We start from the raw sequence: 22,639 nt of genomic DNA on the forward strand, positions 1-22,639 counted from the left end.
TTGTGGCTCTGGTTGTGGTTGTGGCTCTGGGTTAATTATCAGAGAAGCATCAATAAAAAATGAAGCCGTCGCGCCCTCTACAGTATAACCATCCGGGGTCCTGACTTGGGTCGTAATCAGATTCATTCCCTCGCCCATAGCTTCAGGTTCAAAGCTCCAGTTACCCTCGGCATCGGCGGTAGCAACGCCGATCGACTCACCGTTATTACGAATAAAAATCACGCTACCTGGCTCAGCTTTGCCAGCGATACGGGGATGAGTAATACCGGTAACATCGCCATCAGCGACCTCGCCGGTGATATCTCCCGTGCTGTCAGTTATAACCAAAGGTGGATATTTATAATGATCCAACCTCCGGCCAAAGATTCGGGAGGAATTTATCAACTTATTTGATAAAGATGCACTATTGTGCGAATTCGTTGAGTTATCCATAACTTTCCTTAACATTTATAATAAAGAGATAACAACCGTTATTAAACCCCGATCGCTTCGAGTTAAAAGATCGGGGGCCTGACGCTTCCAATTAGAATATGCAGCACATTAATGGAAATATATCCCTTACCCCAGAATTAAGCAACTCAACTTAAAGAGATTGCACTTTGTTTTTTCTGGCAAATTCAAGAAAACAAACCAGTAAAAATCAATAAAATACTATTTTAAATACCAAAAAAAATTGATTTAATTATATTGATATAATTAAAATAAAATAATTAAAAGTGATATTATTTAATCTTCATATAAAACAAAATGATGTACCAATGATACCTTCAGCGCTACAGTTCGCCCCCTTCCCCCTTTACCTGTTCACATTGAATAAAGGACGCCCGTAGAGATCAAAGGAAAAAGGAACTCTCCATGTGAGGATCCTGACAAAACCCGCAGAGTAAAAGTCGACCAGACTACTATGGGTAACATCAGATAATAATTACCAGCAAGCGCCTGTAATTAACTCAGCGTCTGTAAGCGGTCTGCCTTCTCTGTTATAATTATTTCCAGAAACTCAGCCATATTGAACCATGGAACCTGCTCTCTTATGCCCCAAAAAAACATCGTTATAACCGGCAGTTCCAGCGGCATTGGTTTGGCTGCCGCCCACGATTTACTGCGGCGTGGCTATGGTGTTTTCGCCGCCTGTCGGAAACCGGAAGACGTTCAGCGTATGAACCAACTTGGCTTTACCGGCATTGAGCTGGACCTTAACGATCGAGACAGCGTGAGTCGTGCCGCCGCTGAAATCCTCGAACTGAGCGATAACCAGCTGTTCGCCCTCTTTAACAACGGCGGCTATGGCGTTTATGGTCAGCTTGACTCCATCAGTCGTGAACAAATGGAACAGCAGTTTGCCACTAACGTGTTCGGCACCCACCAGTTGACCCTATTATTGCTGCCAGCGCTGCGCGCCAGCGGCGATGCGCGTATCGTGAATACCAGTTCGGTTCTTGGGCTGATCTCTACCCCTGGACGGGGCGTCTATGCGGCCAGCAAATACGCGCTTGAAGCCTGGTCAGATGCGTTACGCATGGAGCTGCACGACAGTGGCGTTCGCGTCAGCCTGATTGAGCCTGGCCCAATCAGAACCCGCTTCACCGACAATGTCACCCAGGCGCAACAGGATAAACCGGTGAAAAACCCCGGTATTGCTGGCCGTTTCACGCTGCCGCCTGAGGCAATTCTGCCAAAACTGCGCCATGCTTTAGAGAGTAAGCATCCGCGTTTGCGCTATCCGGTGACGATTGTCGCCCACGCGATGTCGGCGTTACGGCGTTTGCTGCCGGGCTGGATGCTGGATCGCATTCTACGCGGGAAATAAAGCAGAAAGCTGCGATAAACCTTGAAGCACTACGGTGTGCCCCAATAAAGTAAGAAACCCTGTAAAAGAGACGAATTCATGTCACCACAAGCCGCTATTGTCACCATCAACGAAACCAACCTGCAGCAGACGCTTGAGCAGTCGATGCAGGTTCCGGTGCTGTTTTACTTCTGGTCGGCCCGCAGCCAGCACTGCCAGGAACTGACGCCCGTTCTGGAACGCCTGGCCCAGGAATATGCCGGCCAGTTTGTGCTCGCCGAATTAGATTGCGATGCCGAGCCTGGCGTGGCGCAGCAGTTTGGCCTGCGCTCTATTCCCACCGTTTATCTGTTCCAGAATGGTCAACCGGTGGATGGCTTCCAGGGGCCGCAGCCGGAAGAGGCGATTCGTGCCCTGCTGCACAAAGTATTGCCAAAAGAAGAGGAGCTGAAGGCGCAGGAAGGGATGCAGTTGATGCACGAAGGCAAAGTGCTGGAAGCTCTGCCGCTGCTGAAGGAAGCCTGGCAACTGAGCAATCAGAACAGCGAAATGGGCTTCCTGCTGGCCGAAGCGCTGATCGCGCTAAACCGCAGCGAAGAGGCGGAAGCGGTGTTGGACGTGGTCCCTTTGCAGGATAAAGATACCCGCTATCAGGGACTGATTGCGCAGATCGACCTGCTGAAGCAGGCGGCAGACACGCCGGAGATCCAGCTGTTGCAACAGCAGAGTGAAGCCGAGCCGGAGAACGCCGAGCTGGCGACCAAGCTGGCGCTGCAACTGCATCAGGTTGGACGCAATGAAGAGGCACTGGAGCTGTTGTTTGGCCACCTGAAAAAAGATCTTGCTGCTGCGGATGGTCAGGCGCGTAAAATGCTGCAGGAGATCCTTGCCGCGCTGGGAACAGGCGATGCGCTGGCGGCGAAATACCGTCGGCAGCTTTACTCTTTACTGTACTGATTTTCCTGGATTGTTCAGCCTGCTGCGGTAGCAGGCTGGACAATGGCGGGATTGGGCCGAATGAATTGGTCCGGGTAAAACAATCTGGAGGTTATATGCTTACAGTCATTCCTGTCATTATCATTCTGGCGCTGATCGTCGTCTGGTCAGGTATTAAAATTGTCCCTCAGGGCTATCAGTGGACGGTGGAGCGTTTCGGACGCTATACCAAAACACTCCAGCCCGGTCTCAATCTTCTGGTGCCATTTATGGATCGTGTCGGTCGCAAGATCAGCATGATGGAACAGGTGCTGGATATCCCCTCGCAGGAAATCATTTCGAAAGACAACGCCAGCGTCACCATTGATGCCGTCTGCTTTACGCAGGTGGTGGATGCGCCGCGCGCCGCCTACGAGGTCAGCAATCTTGAGCTGGCTATCGTTAATCTGACGATGACCAATATGCGCACCGTGCTGGGCTCGATGGAGCTGGACGAGATGCTCTCGCAGCGCGATAACATCAACACGCGTCTGCTGCGGATTGTGGATGAAGCCACTAACCCGTGGGGCGTGAAAATCACCCGTATTGAGATCCGCGACGTGCGGCCTCCGGCGGAGCTGATTGCCTCGATGAATGCGCAGATGAAAGCGGAGCGTACCAAGCGAGCCGACATTCTGGAGGCCGAAGGCGTACGCCAGGCCGCGATCCTGCGGGCTGAGGGCGAGAAGCAGTCGCAGATCCTCAAGGCGGAAGGAGAGCGGCAGTCGGCCTTTCTACAGGCCGAGGCGCGTGAACGAAGCGCCGAAGCGGAAGCCCGCGCGACCCAAATGGTCTCCGAAGCGATCGCCGCCGGTGATATTCAGGCCATCAACTACTTCGTCGCTCAGAAATATACCGATGCTTTACAGAAAATTGGCACCTCGAACAGCAGCAAAATGGTGCTGATGCCGCTGGAAGCCAGCAGCCTGATGGGATCTATTGCCGGCATCTCCGAGCTGCTGAGCGAGACCAAAAAGGATCGGGGTGCAAAATGATCGCAGAACTGCTGGCAACGCCCTGGTGGCTGTGGCTGAGCGTGGGAGGTATTTTGCTGGCCGCTGAGATGTTAGGGGCCAGCGGCTATCTGCTGTGGAGTGGTGTGGCGGCGATCCTGGTCAGCCTGTTGGTCTGGCTGGTGCCGCTGCCGTGGGAATGGCAGGGCGTGAGTTTTGCGCTGCTCACCGTTCTTTCCGCGCTGTGGTGGTATCGCTGGCTAAAGGGCCGGGACCGTCAGCAGCCCCCTTCGGGGCTTAATCAGCGTGGAAATCAGCTGATTGGCCGCGAGCTGACGCTGGATGAAGCCATCGTCGATGGCTTTGGTCACGTACGCATAGGCGACAGCGGCTGGCGCGTGCAGGCGGCAGAAGACTTTCCGGCAGGCACGCCAGTAACGGTGGTCGCCGTGGAAGGTGTGACGCTAAAGATAGTCAGACGGGCCAGCCTGTAACCAGGCACAGAGCCTGGCACACAGAAGAGTTTCAGCGGTTTGATCGAGTTGAAGATCGGTGCATCAGCCGCGCAGACTTATCGGACCGGACTCAGACAGCTTTATTAGCATGGCAACAGCCGGCAAGGTCATTAATAATAGGGCAGTCGGCGCTGTCATCGCCAGGGCAGCTTGCCGCCAGCGCAACCAGCCGGTCACGCATCAGGTTAAGCTCACGGATATGCGCTTCGATTTCCGCTACTTTATCCAGCGTGCGCGCCTTGACATCCGCGCTGTGGCGCTGCGGGTTGTTGAAAAGCGTGACCATCTCGCGGCACTCTTCCAGGTTAAAGCCTACCTGCCGCGCCTGACGTAGCAGCGTCAGCTCTTCAAGGTGCTTCGCGGTGTAGCTGCGGTAGCCGTTTTCACTGCGTAAGGGGGCGGTGACCAGTCCCTTTTCTTCATAAAAACGGATCGCCTTGCTGGTTAAACCGGTTTTTTTCGCCACGTCGCTGATGTTCATTTTCTTCCCTTGACCTTCCCCTTGATGGAAGGTTTAACCTTCATTACTACTGTAAAACCCTGTCAGGGTCAAACCGGATAATCTGGAGTGTTCAATATGTCACAGACCACCCTTCTGAGGCTGGACGGCCTGTCCTGCGGTCACTGTGTGAAAAGAGTAAAAGAGGCGCTGGAACAGCGTGCCGATGTGGAGCTGGCGGACGTGTCCATCACCGAAGCCCGCATCAGCGGCAGTGCTGAGGCGAATGAGCTGATTGCTGCGGTCGAGCAGGCCGGCTATCACGCCAGCCTGGCGCAGGACGACACCTTCCCAAAATCTGAACCGCTGACAGAATCAGAGTCACAGCCGGAAGCGCTGACAGCGGTCCCCCACCAGCTTCCGGCAGCGACGGCGGAGAGTTTTCAGCTGTTGATTGACGGTATGAGCTGCGCCAGCTGCGTTAGCCGGGTACAAAATGCCCTGCAGCAGGTAAACGGCGTCAGCCAGGCGCGGGTCAATCTTGCCGAACGCAGCGCGCTGGTTATGGGTGATGCCGATCCTTCTGCGCTGATCGCCGCCGTCAAAAACGCGGGATACGCGGCTGAAATTATTGTTGATGACGGCGAGCGGCGCGAGAAACAGCAGCAGACAGCTCGCCGCGCCATACGCCGTTTTCGCTGGCAGGCGGCTCTGGCCCTGTCGCTGGGCATTCCTCTTATGCTCTGGGGCATGGTTGGCAACCCTATGATGCTGACTGACAGCAACCGGACGGGCTGGCTGGCCGTGGGCGTCGCCACGCTGTTGGTCATGATCCTGGCGGGCGGCCATTTCTACCGCAGCGCCTGGCGCAGCCTGCTGAAAGGCACCGCGACGATGGATACGCTCGTCGCGCTTGGCACCCTGGCGGCCTGGCTGTTTTCGATCGCCGTCAACCTGTGGCCAGAGGCATTTCCTCATGCAGCCCGACATCTTTATTACGAAGCCAGCGCGATGATTATCGGGCTGATCAATCTTGGACATATGCTGGAGCAGCGCGCCAGGCAGCGCTCGTCTCAGGCTCTGGAAAAATTACTGGATCTTACGCCGCCAACGGCGCGCGTGGTGACGGAAGCCGGTGAAAAAGAGCTGCCGCTGAGCGAGGTTCAGCCGGGCATGACGCTGCGTCTGACTACCGGCGACCGCGTTCCCGTTGACGGCACGCTTAGCCAGGGCGAAGCCTGGCTTGATGAAGCGATGCTGACCGGCGAAGCGATGCCGCAGCAGAAGAGCGCTGGCGATGAGATCCACGCCGGTACGGTGATGCAGGATGGCAGCGTGCTGTTCGTCGCCCGCGCCGTCGGTAAAAACACCACCCTGTCGCGAATTATTAACAGCGTGCGCCAGGCGCAGAGCAGTAAGCCAGAAATCGGCAGGCTGGCGGACAGAATATCAGCGGTGTTTGTGCCCACCGTTGTCGCCATCGCCGCACTGAGTGCCGCCGTCTGGTTCTTTATCGGCCCTGCTCCGCAAATTGTTTACACCCTGGTCATTGCCACTACCGTGCTGATTATTGCCTGCCCCTGCGCGCTGGGGCTGGCCACGCCGATGTCGATTATTGCTGGCGTGGGACGCGCGGCAGAATATGGCGTGCTGGTGCGCGATGCGGATGCGCTACAGCGCGCCAGCACACTTTCCACCCTGGTATTTGATAAAACCGGCACGCTGACTGAAGGCAAACCGCGGGTGGTAGAGATCGCCCTGTATAACCACGCTACGGAGCAGCAGGTTATTCAATGGGCCGCCTCGCTGGAACAGGGGTCTTCCCATCCGTTAGCCCATGCCCTGCTCGAAAAAGCGGGCGGACAGCGTCTGCCTGCCGTTGAGCAATTTCGTACTTTGGCGGGACAGGGCGTGAGCGGTAAGGTTAATGATATCGACCTGTTGCTGGGTAGCCGGGGTCTGATGGCGCCGCAGATGATCCCTGATGACATCGGTGAACAGATCGACCGGCAGGCCGCCACAGGCGTTACGCCCGTGCTACTGGCCGCCGGGGGGCGGATTGTGGCGCTGTTTTCCATCCGCGATCCGCTGAGGGAAGAAAGCGTGTCGGCGCTTAAGCGCCTGCGCGACGGTGGCTATCAGCTGGTCATGCTCACTGGCGATAATGCGATCACCGCCGGAGCTATCGCCAGGGAAGCCGGCGTGGATAACGTGATCGCTGGCGTCCTGCCGGAGGGGAAAGCCGAAGCCATTCGTCATCTCCAGCAGCAGGGCCGCACGGTAGCGATGATCGGCGATGGCATCAACGATGCTCCCGCGCTGGCCCAGGCTGACGTGGGGATTGCCATGGGCAGCGGCAGCGACGTGGCAATTGAAACGGCAGGAATGACGCTGATGCGCCACGATCTGCACGCGCTGGTGGATGCGCTGGCGATTGCCAAAGCCACGCTGCGCAATATGAAGCAGAACCTACTCGGCGCGTTCATCTATAACGCGTTGGGTATTCCGATTGCCGCCGGGGTGCTTTATCCCCTGACCGGTACTCTGCTAAGCCCGGTCGTGGCAGGCGCGGCGATGGCGCTGTCATCCATCACCGTGGTCAGCAACGCCAATCGCCTGATCCGCTATCGACCGCCGGTAAAATAAAGGGAATTGTAGCGGATAAATGCGCCGTTTTTACCTGTTACTCAGCCAGTTAAACCGTTAGCATGGCTGCATAACTGATAAGGCGGAAAGTATGGGAAAACTAATGCGCTTGGCGTCCTTTCTCTGGCGGAAACTCCTGCCGGTGCGCTACGCCTATCCGGCACAGGATGTCACTACCGACCGCAACGGCCAGCTCCACCTGGTGGGCAGCATTCACATGGGCACTCAGGAGATGATGCCCCTCCCCGCCCTGTTACAGACCCGGCTGGAACGAGCGGATGCGCTAATAGTTGAGGCGGATATCACCGCCAGCGTTTCACCGTTCAGCGACAGCGAAACCTGCCTGCCGCTGGCGGAGCGTCTGACCAGAGAAGAACTTGCCAGGCTCCGGCAGCTCTGTGAAGAGGTCGCCATCAGCCCGGAGGCTATCGACACCCTTCCGGCCTGGCAGGTAGCCCTGATGCTCCAGGCTCAGCAGGCTCAACGTCTGGGGCTGCGCGCTGATTACGGCATTGACTTCCAGCTGCTGAAGGCGGCCAGGGCGCGGCAAAAGCCGGTAATTGAGCTGGAAGGGCCGGAGACCCAGTTGGCGCTGCTTAAGGCGCTGCCGGATAATGGCCTGACGCTGCTCCAGGACACGCTGACCCACTGGCATACCAATGCGCGGCTGCTGCAAACCATGATTGGCTGGTGGCTGGAAAGCCCGCCCAACCAGAAGCGTACAGCGCTGCCAACCACCTTCAACAGCGCGCTGAACGATGTGCTGATGCTGCAAAGGAATCGACGCTGGGCGCAAACGCTGGAGGCATTGCCGGAGGGTAAATATGTCGTGGCGGTGGGCGCGCTGCACCTTTACGGCGAAGGAAATCTGCCCGATTTACTGAAAAAATAGCGAAAAAAAAGGCCAATATTGCTACTGGCCCGTCAAAGAGGAATTTTTTATGATTTTAGTTATCCGTCAGCAATCAGGTTGCTGACGGGGGGCAGATTGTCGCTCAAAGCCTGGATTTTCGCCACTATTTTTCATAGCTAACGGGCCAGCCGGACGCTTGCAGAAGGATATGAAGTATGACACCAGCCGTAAAAATCCTGGAAAAACAAAAGGTCAGTTTTCAGCTACACGCTTACGAACACGACAGCAACGACAGCCATTTCGGTGACGAGGCCGTACGTAAGCTAAATCAGAATGCGGAGCAGGTGTATAAAACCCTGCTGGTAGCGCTGAACGGGGACAGCAAAACGCTGGCCGTTGCCGTCACGCCCGTGTCCAGCCAGCTGGATCTGAAAAACGTGGCCAGGGCGCTGGGCGCGAAAAAGGCGGAGATGGCCGATCCTCAGCTCGCCCAGCGCACCACCGGCTACCTGCTGGGGGGGATCAGTCCGCTGGGGCAAAAGAAACGTCTGCCCACCGTGGTGGACAGCCTCGCCCAGCAATTCGCCACTATTTTTGTCTCCGGCGGCAAACGCGGGCTGGAAATTGAGCTTTCGCCGCAGGACCTGGCCCGACTGCTTGATGCGCGTTTTGCCGGGATTGCCCGGCGCGATTAGCCCGCCGTCTGGGCCAGCAGTTGGTCGATCAGCCAGCGGCCTGCTGGTCCCGGCGGCGTACGGCGCGACCAGACCACATCTACCGAAATTTTCTGCGGCCAGCCGTCAACCGGCAGCTGGCGCAGAAGCTGGTGACCAAACTGCTCCACCAGCCAGCGCGGTAAAATACTCCAGCCAAAGCCCTGTTCGGCCATCTCCAGCAGCAGCAAATATGAAGGCGCCAGCCAGATTCCTTTCCCCGGCTGATACCGTTCCTTTTCCGCGAGAGTATTCAGGCAGAGCTGACGCAGGTTTTTAAGCGCTGATTTGTTAACGCGCGGACTCTGCGCCAGCGGGTGATCCTGGTGCAGATAGATAGCCATCTGCGCTTCAACCTGTAGCCGGGCGGTGGCAATATCCGCCGGATAATCACGCTGAGCGCAAATTACGCCAATATGTACCCTGCCCGCCTGAATCAGATCGAGCACATCCGCATCCTCCGCAATCATGCATTCAAACTCGATTTCCGGGTAGCGGGCATCCAGACGCTTGAGCAGCGATTCGTGATAATCCGCCTGCCAGAAGTCCGAGACGGCCAGGCTCAGGCAGGGTTCGACCTCGCCGCCCAGCCGTACGGCCAGCTCATCAAGCCGCGAGCTGGCCTCAAGGATCTCCTGAATCTGCGCCAGCGCCCGTCGTCCATTTTCGGTCAAAACCGGCGTGCGGGCATCGCGATTAAACAGGGTAAATCCCAGGTCCATTTCCAGATTAGCCACCGCGGTGCTGATGGTGGACTGGCTTTTGCGCAGCGCCCTTGCGGCAGCAGAGAACGAACCGCTTTCTACTGTCTGGACAAAAGCCTGCAATGATTCCGGTGAATATCGCACGAAGGTATCGCTTTTCTCGATAGGTAATCATTTTATCTTAGCAGAGAAACCGGGGAAAATAGCGGCTGGTATCAACTAAGGAGCATTTATGCGTACCAAATCGCTGAAAGAACGTTTTTATCATGCCGCAGGGTTTGAGGTGCTGGCAATTCTGCTGGTTTCTCCTCTGGCCGCCTGGATCATGGAGAAGCCGCTGTTTCAGATGGGTGCGTTAGCCATCATGCTGTCAACCGTGGCAATGGGCTGGAACATTGTTTACAACGCTATGTTTGACCGGATAGTGCCGCCAGCGGTAAAACGCGGGCTGAAGCTGCGCATTCTTCATGCCCTTGGCTTTGAAGGGGGCTTTATCGGCATCGGCCTGCCGATTGCGGCCTGGATGCTGGGGATCACGCTTTGGCAGGCGTTTTTACTGGAGATCTCTTTCTTCCTGTTCTTCCTGCCCTACACGGTGGCCTACAACTGGCTTTATGACATGCTGCGCACCAAGCTTATGCAACGCAGACAGTGCCGAATCTAACCTGACAGGCACAAAAACGGCACCGCCAGTTGGGGTGCCGTTTTTCATTTCGCTGCGGCGAGGTTAACGCATCGCGGTATCAACCTTAGGGATACGCCAGACTTTCGGCCTGGCCGGTTTTTCATCCGTCGGGGCTGGCTTCGCCTCTTCTGGTGCGGCCTGCTGATAAACAATCTCACCCTTTGGCGCGAAGTCGGCCGCGTTGAGCGGAGAGTGGCTCTGGATGTACTGCTTCAGCACTTCCGCATCCACAAATCCCGTGTTGACGTAGCCCGGTAGCTGGTTCACCGCCGGATAGCCATCGCCGCCGGTCGCATTGAAGCTCAGCGTCGCCATTCGGTAGGTTTTGTCCGCCTGTAGCGGCTCGCCTTTGATTTTAACCTCGCTGACGCCAGTGCCATCCGCGATCAGGCTGACGTTGGCAAACTGCGCGTACCCCCCGGAATCCACCTGCTTATTGGCGACCACGGCGAGGTATTTTTCCACCTCGCTGCCTTTCATCTCGACATAAGTCAGGGTGTTGCCGAACGGCTGCACCTTCAGCACATCTTTATAGGTAATGGTGCCGGACTCAATCGAATCGCGCACGCCGCCGCCGCTCATCACCGCAAAATCGGCCTTAGTGCGTTCAATCTGCGATGCGAGGATCACTCTGGCAAGATTGGTCTGAACGAAGCGAACCTTGCTGCGATCCCCTTCCAGATGCCCGGTTACGCTGCCAATTTTCACCCCCAGCTGCGCTTCCCCTTTTTTCTGAAAGGGCGTCAGCAGCTTCATCATCGCCGGGTTTTTCGCGATTTCCTGGGTGTAGTTCACCCAGCTAACGCTGCCATCAGCGTTTTTCACCTTATGACGCAGGTTGATCGGCACCAGCTCGTAGTGATCCAGGGTAAGTTTGCCGTTCAGGAAGGTGAAGTCGGCACGGCCAATATATTTCCCCCACTCGTGGGCCTGCACGATCCAGGTCCCGTTTTGCCGGTCGGGCGTACAGGGGGTGCCCGGCACATAATTCGCCTGGCTGACGTTATCCCGAGCCATACAGACCGGGTCCTGCGAATGGCCGCCAACAATCATATCCAGGTAGCCAGCCGGTAGCTCGCGCGCCATCTCCACATCGCCCGGTGCGTTAGAACCGTGGTTGCCGTTATCGTAATGGCCCATATGGGTAACCGCGATAATTACATCCGGCTTCTCTTTCTTCCTCAGCTCTTCCACCACCCCTTTCGCTTCGCTGGCTGGCTTGTGAAACACCATATCGGTGAAGTATTCCGGGTTGCCAATTTTTGCCGTGTCGTCGGTGGTCAGGCCGATCACCGCTATTTTCAGACCAACGCGGTTAAACAGAGCGTACGGTTGAAAAAGACGCTTGCCGGTGCTTTTTTGATAGATATTGGCCGAAAGCAGCGGGAATTTTGCCCACTTTTGCTGCTGGCGCAGTACGGAAAGAGGATTATCAAACTCATGGTTGCCAATGGCCATCGCATCGTAACCCACCAGATTCATGCCGCGAAAATCAGGCTCGGCATCCTGCAAGTCTGACTCCGGTACGCCGGTATTGATGTCGCCGCCGGAGAGGATTAATACCTGTCCGCCATGCGCCTGAACGTCATAGCGGATCTGGTCCATCATGGTTTTCTGCGCGGCCAGACCATATTCGTCATGCTCGTTCTGCCAGAAGCGCCCGTGGTGATCGTTGGTATGCAGCACGGTAAATTTATATACCCGATCTTTAATCCAGGCCTGCGCCATCAGCGGCGCGCTTAATAAAACTACCGCCAGAGCCGGCAGAAACCGTTTTTTCAATGAAAGCACAACAAATCTCCTTGTTATGAATCGCTAATGCGTTTTTAACGTAACGTAATTGTCAAAATATATGTCGGTTATGTCATTTTTTTGTGACTATTTGTCGATTATGCCGCAGGATAACCGGGTGGGGTCATCATGATGGCTTATCACCGTTTTTAATACCGGCCAGACCTCGCAAAAACTCACTTTCTGCCCCTACAACCGTCTGAAGCTACAGGTTCTCTAATGGCAAGCGAACGCACTCTTTCGTCCTCTTCTTCTCCCGTCTCGCGGACGGCCTTCGGTATTCTGGGCGCCATCAGCGTGGCCCATTTGCTTAACGATATGATTCAGTCGCTGATTCTGGCGATCTATCCACTGCTACAAACTGAGTTTACCCTCAGCTTTGTGCAGATTGGTCTGATTACCCTGACGTTTCAGGTAACAGCCTCACTACTTCAGCCGGTGATTGGCTATTATACCGATAAACATCCGCAGCCGTGGTCGCTGCCAATCGGCATGGGCTTCACGCTAAGCGGGTTGATTCTGCTGGCGCTGGCCGGCAACTTCCCTACAATCCTGCTCGCCGCTGCGTTAGTGGGTACAGGCTCCTCGGTGTTCCATCCCGAATCTTCCCGCGTGGCGCGCATGGCTTCCGGCGGACGACATGGTCTTGCCCAGTCGCTGTTCCAGGTCGGCGGCAACTTCGGCAGCTCGCTCGGCCCTCTGCTGGCGGCGCTGATTATCGCCCCTTACGGCAGAGGCAATGTGGCCTGGTTTACCCTCGCGGCGCTGCTGGCGATTGTGGTGCTGCTGCAAATCAGCCGCTGGTATCAGGCTCAGCACCGGGTTGCTAAAAACAATGCCAGGCCAAAAGAGCTGACAACGCTTCCCCGCCGGAAAGTAGCGTTTGCTATAGCCATTCTGCTGGTGCTGATTTTTTCAAAATACTTTTATCTCGCCAGCCTGAGCAGCTATTACACCTTCTACCTGATGCATAAATTCGGCCTCTCGGTGCAGAACGCTCAGTTCCATCTGTTTGCCTTCCTGTTTGCCGTCGCCGCAGGCACCGTGATTGGCGGCCCGATTGGAGACAAGGTTGGCCGTAAGCGGGTTATTTGGGTGTCGATCCTTGGCGTAGCTCCTTTTACCCTTTTGCTGCCTCATGTTTCGCTGTGGTGGACCGGCGTACTGTCGGTGGTGATCGGTTTCGTGCTGGCCTCAGCATTCTCAGCCATTCTCGTCTACGCGCAGGAACTGATGCCGGGCCGCATCGGCATGGTCTCGGGTCTGTTCTTCGGCTTTGCCTTCGGCATGGGAGGGCTGGGAGCCGCAGTTCTGGGCGTGATTGCTGACCACACCAGTATTAATACTGTCTATCAAATCTGCGCTTTCCTGCCGCTTCTTGGGATTCTGACCCTATTCCTGCCTGATAACAGGGCTAAATAAGCTTCTCCGGCGCGGATGATTGATATCTGCGCCGTCTTTTTTCTGCAACATATCAGGCTATCGCCCTGATAAGTAGCCAAAACTCCCCTTCCCCTGATTTTTTCCTGAATAATTGATATTTATTGCCATTATCACCATTTATATCAAGCGCGACGCCGAAATATGTTATACGCTTACAAGCTGACACACTTTCACACAAAGGAGAGAGGCATGCACCATACCACACCGCTTATCACCACCATTGTGGGGGGCCTGGTCCTCGCCTTCCTCTTCGGTATGCTGGCTAACCGGCTGCGTATTTCTCCTCTGGTCGGCTATTTATTAGCGGGCGTCCTTGCCGGCCCTTTCACCCCTGGCTTTGTTGCGGATACCAACCTGGCCCCCGAGCTGGCCGAGCTGGGGGTGATCCTGCTGATGTTTGGCGTGGGTCTGCATTTCTCCATGAAAGATTTGATGGCGGTGAAAGCGATTGCTATTCCGGGCGCTATCGCCCAAATCGCGGTGGCTACGCTGCTGGGGATGGGGCTGTCCTGGGCGATAGGATGGCCGTGGTTAACCGGCCTGGTGTTTGGCCTCTGCCTTTCCACAGCCAGCACGGTGGTGCTGCTGCGCGCGCTGGAAGAGCGTCAGCTTATTGACAGCCAGCGTGGGCAAATCGCCATCGGCTGGCTGATTGTAGAAGACCTGGTGATGGTGCTGGCGCTGGTGCTGCTGCCCGCTATTGCAGGGATGTTTGAAGAAGGCAACGCCAGCGTCAGCATGGTGCTGCTGGATCTGCTGATTACCATTGGCAAGGTGGTAGCGTTTATGGTGCTGATGATGGTGGTAGGTCGCCGCGTAGTGCCGTGGATACTTGCCCGCAGCGCGGCCACCGGCTCGCGCGAACTGTTCACGCTTGCCGTTCTCGCCCTGGCGCTGGGCATCGCGTTCGGTGCCGTCGAGTTCTTTGACGTCTCGTTTGCGCTGGGCGCTTTCTTTGCCGGTATGGTGCTGAACGAATCAGAACTCAGCCACCGCGCCGCACACGACACGCTGCCGCTGCGCGATGCGTTCGCCGTGCTGTTCTTCGTCTCGGTAGGTATGCTGTTCGACCCGATGGTTCTGCTGAAATCGCCGCTGGCGGTCATTGGCGTGCTGGCGATTATTGTGCTGGGCAAATCACTGGCGGCGCTGCTGCTGGTGCGGATGTTTGGGCACTCGCAGAGCACGGCGCTGACGATTTCCGTCAGCCTCGCGCAAATCGGGGAGTTTGCCTTTATCCTCGCCGGGCTGGGCATTTCCCTCAATCTGCTCTCCGAAGAGGCGCGCAATCTGGTACTGGCCGGGGCGATCCTGTCAATTATGCTCAACCCGATTCTGTTTGCGATGCTGCAGGGCTATCTCGACAAAATTAAAACGCTGGACGATCAAAACCCAGGAGAGGCCGTTGAGGAAGAGAAGCAGATCCCGGTCGATCTCTGCAATCATGCCATTATCGTTGGCTTTGGCCGCGTTGGCGGCCTGCTGGGAAGAAAGCTAATTGGAGCTGACGTTCCTCTTGTGGTGGTTGAGAACAGCCGTACCAGAGTCGAGGCTCTGCGAGAACAAGGGATCAACGCGGTGCTGGGTAATGCTGCGCGGGCGGAAACCATGGAACTGGCGCGTCTGGACTGCGCACGCTGGCTGCTGCTGACCATTCCTAACGGCTACGAAGCTGGCGAGATTATTGCCGCCGCGCGGGAAAAAAGGCCAAACATTGAGATCATTGCCAGGGCGCACTACGACGATGAGGTGGATTACATCACCGAACGCGGCGCCAATCAGGTGGTGATGGGAGAAAGGGAAATTGCTAACAGTATGCTGATACTGATGGAGAGCGAACGCAGTGAGCCGCCGGTAGAGTGCCCAATCTGAACCCTCTCCCCGGCCGCTGGTTAACCTCAGCCGGGGAGACCTTTAACGTTCCCAGTAGGATTCTTCCAGACTATCTTCCCGCTCCGGCAGGCCGCGCGACAGGCGCGGCGAATGCTGATTCAGTACCTGATAACTGACCCGGTTGGCATATTTGCAGACCTGCGCCAGCGAAGAGTAGGTCAGATAACTGCGCCCGTGTTTGCTGGAGTTCGGCACCTTCAGGCGGTGGTAATTATTGGCGGTAATGTCATGCAGCATCGCGGCCAGCGCTCCGTCGCCTGCCCCGTTGGTATTCATGATTTTCTCCGGGCCTCCCATGTAGGGCGCAATATGGGAGAAAATCCGCCGCGGCTGTTGGCAATCCTTGTGGCGCATTGCCCGGCTGAACTCGTACTGGTTAAACTCCGGGATCGCGCCGGGCAACAAAGGATGCTGCGTAACGCGCTTGCCCTCCTCCTCGGTAAATCCAGCCATAAACAGGCCGTTCGGGCCCGCCGTGCAGAGCACCAGATCAACCCAGTCCAGCGCCATATTTGAAGCCATCAGCGGATCGCTTAGCCCGGTCAGCGCCTCGGCCTCGTCTTCGTTCATGGCCAGGATCGAGACATGATCGCGCAGGAAAGCCTGCCAAAAGTCGGGATTATCACCAATCACATATTTCGTGCCCAGGGTCAGCACCACCGGGACGTTGTGCTTTTTGGCAAAGCCAATCGCCTGCATGGTCGCTTCGGGCATTGGCTCTCCGGGGGCGCAACGTACCAGATAGGAGGTTAAAACCAGCGCCGAGGCTCCGGCAATCACCTCTTCCGGGATACTCTCTTTGTGCAGCTGGTTCATCAGCCCAGGGCTGATAGCAAAGGTTCGCTCTCCGTTCTCCCCTATCAGGGTAAAACAGCGGCCAATCGCCCCGTCCACGCCCTGAAGATAGTTCAGGTCGGTGCGGCTTGAGGTATTGCAGAGATAGCGATAGGCATAGCTGCCGATCTGCACGTTATTGCACATTACGCCCAGCAGCACCGAGCGATCGTCCGCCAGCACCGAGTAATTGTGCAGCGTATTGCCGATGGTGCCGCCGGCAAACTGGTGGGTAATCAGGTTTTCCCTGGTCAGTTCGTTATAGAGCGCTTCCGCCACGTCATCGGCTATCACCAGCGAGTGGCCGCTGCTCAGCCCATAGCGGGCCACAAACTCGTCATCCACCTTCGCTTCGATATCCACCAGCGTCTGATCGATGCCGACGATCCAGCTTCCCATCGCTTCCTGCTCAGGCTGCGCCTGCTGAAGCAAAGGATCGCGCGCGCTGACCGGGAAGTAGTGTTTGGATTTACGCTTGCCGGGAAATTTCATCTGGCTCTCTCCGCCCGTTGACCAGCTCGACCATCATATCTATATGCAATGGATCATCGTTCAGGGCAGGAATATATTCAAATTTGCTGCCGCCCGCGTGCAGGAAGAATTCACGATTTTGCTCGCTGATCTCTTCCAGCGTCTCCAGACAGTCTGCGGAGAAGCCCGGGCTCATAATCTGCACATGGCTGATGCCTTGCGCGGGCAGCGACTTCATGGTTTGGTCGGTATAGGGCGTCAGCCACGGCTCGCGGCCAAAGCGGGACTGGAAGGTCAGCATCGCATTCTGGCAGCTGAGGCCCAGTGCGGCTTTCAGCGCTTCGCTGGTATCGTGGCAGCGCTGAGGATAGTCATCGCCCTCGTCGGCAAAGCGCTGCGGGATGCCGTGGAACGACATCACCAGCAGGTCGGGCTTGCCATGGGTAGCGAAGGAGCGCTCGACGGATGCTTTCAGCGCCGCAATATAGGCCGGGTGCTCCGCATAATCACGAATAAATTCCACCGACGGCAGGCTGCGATAACCGGCAAACACCTTGGTTATTCCGTCCCAGACGGCAGCAATGGTTGAACAGGAGAACTGCGGATAGAGCGACAGGACGATAAGCCGGTTCACGCCCTGCGCCATCAGGCTGTCCAGCCCGCTCTTCAGGCTCGGCTTGCCGTAGGTCATCGCCAGCTCAACGGGCATATCCAGACGGGCGGCCAGCGCGTTACGCTGCCGCTGGCTGTACACCATCAGCGGCGAACCTTCGTCCATCCATACCGAGGCGTAAAGCTTAGCAACGCGCGGCGAGCGGATGGGCAAAATGCCGCCATTAAGCAGCGGCCACCATAACCAGCGCGGGGTATCTACGACGCGCGGATCGCTGAGGAACTGTTTCAGGTAGCGTTTGACAGCTGACGTAGTGGGCGCATCAGGCGTGCCTAAGTTCACCAACAGCACGCCGGGTTTGTCTTGCCTCATTATTATTCCTTATCCGGGCATTACAGGTGTTGAAAACGAAGACTTATTCTAGCGGAAAAATGCGGGGGGAAAACCAATTGCTGCGGTAGGGGCCAGACAAAGCCTGACCCTTTACGACTTACCCGAGGATTTTTGCCAGCTCGGCACTGACTTCGGCCACTTTGCGCGTCCCGTCGATTTTGTGATACGCGGTGTTACCGGCGGCCGCTTCTTTGCTGTAATAAGCAATCAGCGGAGCCGTCATCTGGTGATATTCCACCAGACGCTTGCGCACGGTTTCTTCCTGATCGTCTTTACGCGTGGTCAGCTCTTCGCCAGTCACGTCGTCTTTGCCTTCCACTTTTGGTGGATTAAAGGTGACGTGATACACACGACCAGAAGGGGCATGAACGCGACGGCCCACGATGCGCTCAACGATCAGTTCGTCTGGTACGGCAAATTCCAACACGTTATCAACCTTGATCCCCGCGTCCTTCATGGCGTCAGCCTGAGGAATCGTACGAGGGAAGCCGTCCAGCAGAAAACCGTTACGGCAGTCTTGCTGGGCGATACGCTCTTTGACCAGCGCAATAACCAATTCGTCGGTAACCAGCTTACCGGCGTCCATGATCTCTTTGGCTTGTTTTCCCAGTTCGCTGCCGGCTTTTACCGCCGCACGCAGCATGTCGCCCGTGGAGATTTGCGGAATACCGTATTTCTCCATAATGAACTGAGCCTGAGTCCCCTTACCTGCACCCGGTGCACCGAGCAGAATAATACGCATTGCGTAAATCCCCTTGCGAATCGCTTAAATGATCTCATTATCCAGGCGAAGAACATACCATTATGGCCCTGTATCCACAAGGAACGCAGCGGTTAACCTGCATCGGCATAGCGTGCCGGGTCAACCTGAGCACGGGCGTGGAGCGTTTGTAAAATCACCGCGGCCACGATCGTCGCCCCGCCAATAACCGCCTGTATTGTAGGCATTTCATCCAGGAACAGAGCCATCCACAGCGGGGCAAGCGCAGTTTCCAGCAGCAGGAACAGGCCGGCATTGGCTGGGGAAACATAACGGGTCGATAAAGTGATTAACCCCATCGCCAACGGCATGATTAGCGCACCTTCGGCCAGCGACCAGCCGTATTGCGCAAAACTCAGCGTTTTCAGATTTTCACCCAGTTCAGGCCCCATTAGCAGCGCAATCACCAGCGAGGCCAGCAGACCGCCCAGAGAGGGCAGCCCCACCGTGCCGCCTTTGATCCGTGAGGCAAAAATAAAGGCCAGCGCCATTGAAACGGCCGTAGCCAGCGCAAAGGCGTTAGCCAGAGCATGGTGCCCCTCCGTTCGGCCGGACATGACGATGATCACCCCAGCCACCCCGGCCAGAGCGGCGATCATCACGCTGCGATCGCTTTTGATGTGAAAAAATACCCTGGAGATCAGCGCGGAAATAAACGGCGTCGAGGAGATGATCACCAGTACCGTTGCTACATTCCCCCGGTTCAGCGCGTTGACAAAACAGGCAGACGCGATGCAGAAAAACAGCGTCGCCAGCGCATTGTCTTTCGTCAGCCAGGGCTGACCAAGGGTGCTGCGGCTTCTGCCCCAGAATGCCCAAACCAGCAGGCAGACAGCCCACATAAAAACGCCCCGTAGCGCCACGATCGTCCATGAGTCAGGGATGTTCATCATGCGGATAAAGACAGAGTCCGTGCTGAGGATCACCCCGCCCAGAATGCCGATCATATTGCCGTTTACCTGAGTATTCCGTTTCATTGCTGCTCCCATAGCTGAGCCAGATTGCGTTCAACCTGCGCGGTCATATCGACCGGCTTTTTTCCGTCGCCTCTTGCCCAGCAGGAAAGCCGGATGGTTTTTGAATGCGGGAAATAGCTGGCGCCCGCAGCTTTGACCTGTCGCTCCAGCGCTTCGCTAAGCGGCGGCACGTTAAAGCAGCTGAACGGCAGATTTGGCTGGCTGATCGAGTTGAAGTCCATCCCGGCCACGTCCTTCATCTGCACCTTCATCACCTGCGCCACATTATAGGGCTGCCAGCTGGCGCTGCGGATATTGCTCAACGCTTCCTCCAGCGGCCGGGAAGAGGCGGTGGACTCTTCAAACAGCCGCAGTTCGCTGCGCATCAGCGTGCTGAAGTGCTCCGGCCTCAGCGCTATCATCGCCAACCCCACGGCCAGCGAGGCGTGTTTGTGCAGCGGCGCGACAAAAATTGAGCTGTGCTCAACCAGATCGCTGTGCAGGTTAGTCGCAAAGCTGTGGGAAGCATCTACTACGCCCTTCCCTTTACAGTCGCTCAGGCTATTTATTGCCCCGGTGTAAGGATTGACGTGGGTAATAATCGGCACGTTGCCAGGCCCGGAAAACTGCGAAGCAGGATGATGGAAAAGCTCGCTGACCGGCTGATAATGCGCATGTTTCGCCAGGCAAAGCGTGGTCTCCTGCTTGTGGAAAAGATGCGACAGGATAACCAACCCCACCCGCACCGACTGCACGAAGAAAATGTCGTATTCCTGCAATTTATAGACGCGGGAGATCTCTTCACGTAATTCATCTCTGTACATACGCGCTCGCTTAAAAAATTGATCGCCATGAAGCGACTGTAATTGGGGAGATAAGGAGGATGCGTCCATTAGTTGATCAACTCTTGCTGATAAAGCAGTGGCATAACGTTATCGCGGAAAATCGAGCCTACCGCGATCTCACAAGGCGGCCTGCGGTAATTCACCCAGGCAATTTCTTCAATTTCTGAACCAGCGCTGGGCTGACCGCCGATTTCAACGTGATAGACATGGTTCTCAATGGCCGCCGCCTCAAACTCGGCCAGGCCATGAAACAGACCAAAGGGCCGGAAGGTTTTGATTTGTACCCCCAGCTCCTCCTGAAGCTCACGCCGCAGGCAGGACAGATGGTCTTCCCCCGGCAGCGGCTTGCCGCCGGGGGAGATGAAGACAGAGGTGCCGCGTTTGCGCGTCAGCAGCAGAGAACGCTGAAAAATAATCACGGCGGCGCACTTCACGATGACTTTCATACTCAGGCTCCAGAAAAAGACGTAACCCGGAGGTTACGTCGCGCAAAGAGAGCGTCTCAGGCCGCGGCGCTGGTCATTTTTCCCATTAGCGGGGCCGCCAGCGTTTCTCCCGACAGAAAACGCACGATGTTGAGGGCCAGAGGGGTTTTATCTTTCAGATAAGAAAGGATCACCTCATCACTCGGCGTGGAGAAGCTGTCGGCAAAAATGCTGATACCTTCCAGCGATTTGGTGGAAATCCCGAGCTGTAGCAGGCGATACTTCACGTCTTCCGCCGACTGAGCGAATTCATAGATTGGCGACTGATAGTTAATATCAAACTGCGCCATCATCTCCATCAAAAACGATTTCGCTACCTGCCGCTGCTCCGGGAACTCCATTTGATAATGGGTGATGCCATCGTTGATGGTATTGATGTCGTTACGGCGACAGAAATCCACCAGATGCGCGTGGATAGCCAGCTTCTCTCCCAGCAATACCAGGTTTTTCCGGTACTTAAGGATGTCCTCTTCCAGATGTTCAATCGCGATAGAGCGAAAGGCCCCGCTGATGTCGACCACGGTATGGTCGACGACCAGGTCGCCAAAGCGGCTTTTCAACTCCTCCACACGGTGCGATAAAATGCCACGATGCAGTGAACATCCACTGTTTCCTGACCAGAGGTGCACAGGGATACCCTGTAACATCAGATAACACGCTGCCAGCGTGCTATCCCTTCCCCCGGTAAACATTACGAGCTGTGTTTTTACGGAATGCTGATTGGTCATTTTCCTTTCCTTCACGTAGCTGTTGAATGTAATAGTGGGATTTCTGGAAGAAACGGCTGCTTAAGGAGTGATATCGGCAGGGCCGTCGCTTCGCTGCGGCGCAGATCCTGCCGTCTTCAACCTCAGACTAGGGAAAACAAGCTGGACTTTAAAATGATATAAACAGACACTAACTGTTATTTTTTCTCACAGGGGTCATCATGTCCGGCCTACCTTCCCTGCGCGCTCTGCGCTATTTTCACCAGGCGGCATTGCATCAAAATTTTAGCCTGGCGGCGCAGTCGCTGAACGTCACCCACAGCGCCGTCAGCCACCAGATCAAGCAACTGGAGGAGTGGCTTGGTAAACCGTTGTTTTTACGGGCTAATGGTCGGGTTCAGCTGACCGCTGACGGCGAACGCCTGAAGGTGTGCTGTATGCAAACGTTCCGGGAGATCGAAACAACCTGTGAGAAGATCCGCGAAAGAAACCTCAACAGCCTGACCGTCTCCTGCGCGCCAAGCTTTCTGGCCCAGTGGCTGATCCCGAGGATCAGCCGCTTTACCGAGCGCTATAAAGATATTGCGCTGACGTTTCAGACGCATGTGGATATTGAGCGCGTGCGCCGCGAGCAGTCCGACGTGCTGATCCTCAGCCACGAGCAGCCGGTGCAGGAGGATATTACCGCCACGCTGATTACTGTGGATTACATTGGCCCGGTTTGCGCCCCCTCGTTCGCCAACCGTTTCACTTATGAAACCGACTTTTCCACCCTGCCGCTGCTGCACGCGGATACCAAGCTGCACGCCTGGGCGGAGTGGGCGAAAAAGACCGGCGCGCGGGGCGATTTCTGGGCAGGCAAACACTTTGATAATCTGACGCTGGCTATTCAGGCCGCCAGAAACGGGCTGGGGATCATCATGACGCCGCAAATTCTGGTAAAGAAAGAGGTGCGGGAAGGTACGCTGATTGCGCCGTTGGGGTTTGCTGAGGTCGACCGGGCCACCTGGATGATGGTTAAGGCCTCACGCCGGGAAGAGATGGAAATCGAGGCGTTTCGCCGTTGGCTGCTGGAAGAAGCCGCGATGGTGGGGTAAATGGCCCCTGAGATGGCGAGAGTCAGTGAGCTAAAAACGAGGCGGAACAGATTCCGCCTCGTGAGGAGGGTGTGAACAA

Annotated in this window: 22 protein-coding genes; 11 read left to right on the forward strand and 11 right to left on the reverse strand. The window is 56.1% G+C overall.

What is annotated here, in order from left to right:
- The coding region (locus NG99_RS06065; protein WP_157032567.1) for an Ig-like domain-containing protein at positions 1–432 on the reverse strand (432 nt) is incomplete at its 3' end.
- Positions 433–1,033: 601 nt separating this feature from the next.
- Between NG99_RS06065 and NG99_RS06070 the strand changes: the two genes are divergently transcribed.
- From NG99_RS06070 to NG99_RS06085, 4 genes are all read left to right on the forward strand, one after another.
- Complete coding sequence (locus NG99_RS06070) at positions 1,034–1,810, forward strand: SDR family oxidoreductase (protein WP_034889542.1); 777 nt, start codon at positions 1,034–1,036, stop codon at positions 1,808–1,810.
- Positions 1,811–1,888: 78 nt separating this feature from the next.
- A complete protein-coding gene (locus tag NG99_RS06075; protein ID WP_034889545.1) occupies positions 1,889–2,746 on the forward strand; it encodes a co-chaperone YbbN in 858 nt (285 codons plus the stop codon).
- A gap of 95 nt (positions 2,747–2,841) precedes the next feature.
- Positions 2,842–3,759: an SPFH domain-containing protein gene (locus NG99_RS06080; protein WP_034889548.1), complete on the forward strand. Its 918-nt coding sequence runs from the start codon at positions 2,842–2,844 to the stop codon at positions 3,757–3,759.
- On the forward strand, positions 3,756–4,211 hold the full coding sequence (locus tag NG99_RS06085; protein ID WP_034889551.1) for an NfeD family protein: 456 nt from the start codon (positions 3,756–3,758) through the stop codon (positions 4,209–4,211). The genes NG99_RS06080 and NG99_RS06085 overlap by 4 nt, the downstream gene beginning before the upstream one ends.
- A 91-nt stretch (positions 4,212–4,302) precedes the next feature.
- Here NG99_RS06085 and cueR read toward each other — a convergent pair whose 3' ends face one another.
- A complete protein-coding gene (cueR, locus tag NG99_RS06090) occupies positions 4,303–4,713 on the reverse strand; it encodes a Cu(I)-responsive transcriptional regulator (RefSeq protein ID WP_034889554.1) in 411 nt (136 codons plus the stop codon).
- A 96-nt stretch (positions 4,714–4,809) separates the two neighbouring features.
- On the opposite strand from cueR, the gene copA reads away from it, so the two are divergent.
- The 3 genes from copA to ybaK all read left to right on the forward strand — a co-directional run bounded on the left by copA (position 4,810) and on the right by ybaK (position 8,865).
- Positions 4,810–7,317 carry a copper-exporting P-type ATPase CopA gene (copA, locus tag NG99_RS06095; RefSeq protein ID WP_034889557.1) on the forward strand — a complete coding sequence of 836 codons (2,508 nt, stop codon included), beginning with the start codon at positions 4,810–4,812 and terminating at the stop codon, positions 7,315–7,317.
- 91 nt (positions 7,318–7,408) lie between these two features.
- Positions 7,409–8,209: a TraB/GumN family protein gene (locus NG99_RS06100; protein WP_034889559.1), complete on the forward strand. Its 801-nt coding sequence runs from the start codon at positions 7,409–7,411 to the stop codon at positions 8,207–8,209.
- A gap of 176 nt (positions 8,210–8,385) precedes the next feature.
- Entirely contained in the window at positions 8,386–8,865 is a 480-nt protein-coding gene (gene ybaK / locus NG99_RS06105) for a Cys-tRNA(Pro)/Cys-tRNA(Cys) deacylase YbaK (protein ID WP_034889562.1), read from the forward strand.
- Here the strand turns inward: ybaK and NG99_RS06110 are convergent.
- Positions 8,862–9,731 carry a LysR family transcriptional regulator gene (locus NG99_RS06110; RefSeq protein WP_034889565.1) on the reverse strand — a complete coding sequence of 290 codons (870 nt, stop codon included), beginning with the start codon at positions 9,729–9,731 and terminating at the stop codon, positions 8,862–8,864. The genes ybaK and NG99_RS06110 overlap by 4 nt on opposite strands.
- A gap of 88 nt (positions 9,732–9,819) precedes the next feature.
- Here NG99_RS06110 and NG99_RS06115 point away from each other — a divergent pair, with 88 nt between their 5' ends.
- The gene (locus tag NG99_RS06115) at positions 9,820–10,251 is read left to right on the forward strand and encodes a multidrug/biocide efflux PACE transporter (protein WP_034889567.1); all 432 of its coding nucleotides are present in this window, start codon (positions 9,820–9,822) and stop codon (positions 10,249–10,251) included.
- Between the two features lie 63 nt (positions 10,252–10,314).
- Here the strand turns inward: NG99_RS06115 and ushA are convergent, their stop codons facing one another.
- The gene (gene ushA, locus NG99_RS06120) at positions 10,315–12,000 is read right to left on the reverse strand and encodes a bifunctional UDP-sugar hydrolase/5'-nucleotidase UshA (protein ID WP_232298205.1); all 1,686 of its coding nucleotides are present in this window, start codon (positions 11,998–12,000) and stop codon (positions 10,315–10,317) included.
- A 282-nt stretch (positions 12,001–12,282) separates the two neighbouring features.
- On the opposite strand from ushA, the gene NG99_RS06125 reads away from it, so the two are divergent.
- Together NG99_RS06125 and ybaL are read left to right on the forward strand one after the other, a co-directional pair.
- Positions 12,283–13,485, forward strand: a complete 1,203-nt coding sequence (locus NG99_RS06125; protein WP_034889573.1) for an MFS transporter — start codon at positions 12,283–12,285, stop codon at positions 13,483–13,485.
- Between the two features lie 210 nt (positions 13,486–13,695).
- Entirely contained in the window at positions 13,696–15,378 is a 1,683-nt protein-coding gene (gene ybaL / locus NG99_RS06130) for a YbaL family putative K(+) efflux transporter (protein ID WP_034889576.1), read from the forward strand.
- 42 nt (positions 15,379–15,420) lie between these two features.
- Here ybaL and NG99_RS06135 read toward each other — a convergent pair whose 3' ends face one another.
- The 7 genes from NG99_RS06135 to NG99_RS06165 all read right to left on the reverse strand — a co-directional run bounded on the left by NG99_RS06135 (position 15,421) and on the right by NG99_RS06165 (position 21,484).
- Positions 15,421–16,725: an inosine/guanosine kinase gene (locus NG99_RS06135; protein WP_034889580.1), complete on the reverse strand. Its 1,305-nt coding sequence runs from the start codon at positions 16,723–16,725 to the stop codon at positions 15,421–15,423.
- Positions 16,703–17,689 carry a ferrochelatase gene (gene hemH, locus NG99_RS06140; RefSeq protein ID WP_034889583.1) on the reverse strand — a complete coding sequence of 329 codons (987 nt, stop codon included), beginning with the start codon at positions 17,687–17,689 and terminating at the stop codon, positions 16,703–16,705. The genes NG99_RS06135 and hemH overlap by 23 nt, the downstream gene beginning before the upstream one ends.
- A gap of 118 nt (positions 17,690–17,807) precedes the next feature.
- A complete protein-coding gene (gene adk, locus NG99_RS06145) occupies positions 17,808–18,452 on the reverse strand; it encodes an adenylate kinase (protein WP_034889586.1) in 645 nt (214 codons plus the stop codon).
- Between the two features lie 92 nt (positions 18,453–18,544).
- Positions 18,545–19,447 (reverse strand): DMT family transporter, encoded by a 903-nt coding sequence (locus NG99_RS06150; protein WP_034889590.1) that lies wholly within the window; start codon positions 19,445–19,447, stop codon positions 18,545–18,547.
- A complete protein-coding gene (locus NG99_RS06155; RefSeq protein ID WP_034889593.1) occupies positions 19,444–20,319 on the reverse strand; it encodes a DUF6024 family protein in 876 nt (291 codons plus the stop codon). Before NG99_RS06155 ends, NG99_RS06150 begins: the two co-directional genes overlap by 4 nt.
- Complete coding sequence (locus NG99_RS06160) at positions 20,319–20,717, reverse strand: NUDIX hydrolase (RefSeq protein ID WP_034889596.1); 399 nt, start codon at positions 20,715–20,717, stop codon at positions 20,319–20,321. The genes NG99_RS06155 and NG99_RS06160 overlap by 1 nt, the downstream gene beginning before the upstream one ends.
- 56 nt (positions 20,718–20,773) lie before the next feature.
- A complete protein-coding gene (locus tag NG99_RS06165; protein WP_034889598.1) occupies positions 20,774–21,484 on the reverse strand; it encodes a hypothetical protein in 711 nt (236 codons plus the stop codon).
- Between the two features lie 200 nt (positions 21,485–21,684).
- Here NG99_RS06165 and NG99_RS06170 point away from each other — a divergent pair, with 200 nt between their 5' ends.
- The gene (locus NG99_RS06170; protein ID WP_034889601.1) at positions 21,685–22,560 is read left to right on the forward strand and encodes a LysR substrate-binding domain-containing protein; all 876 of its coding nucleotides are present in this window, start codon (positions 21,685–21,687) and stop codon (positions 22,558–22,560) included.
- The last annotated feature ends 79 nt before the right edge of the window (positions 22,561–22,639 follow it).

Origin of the sequence: Erwinia typographi (genome assembly GCF_000773975.1) — a bacterium.
In the GTDB taxonomy this organism is placed as follows: domain Bacteria; phylum Pseudomonadota; class Gammaproteobacteria; order Enterobacterales; family Enterobacteriaceae; genus Erwinia; species Erwinia typographi.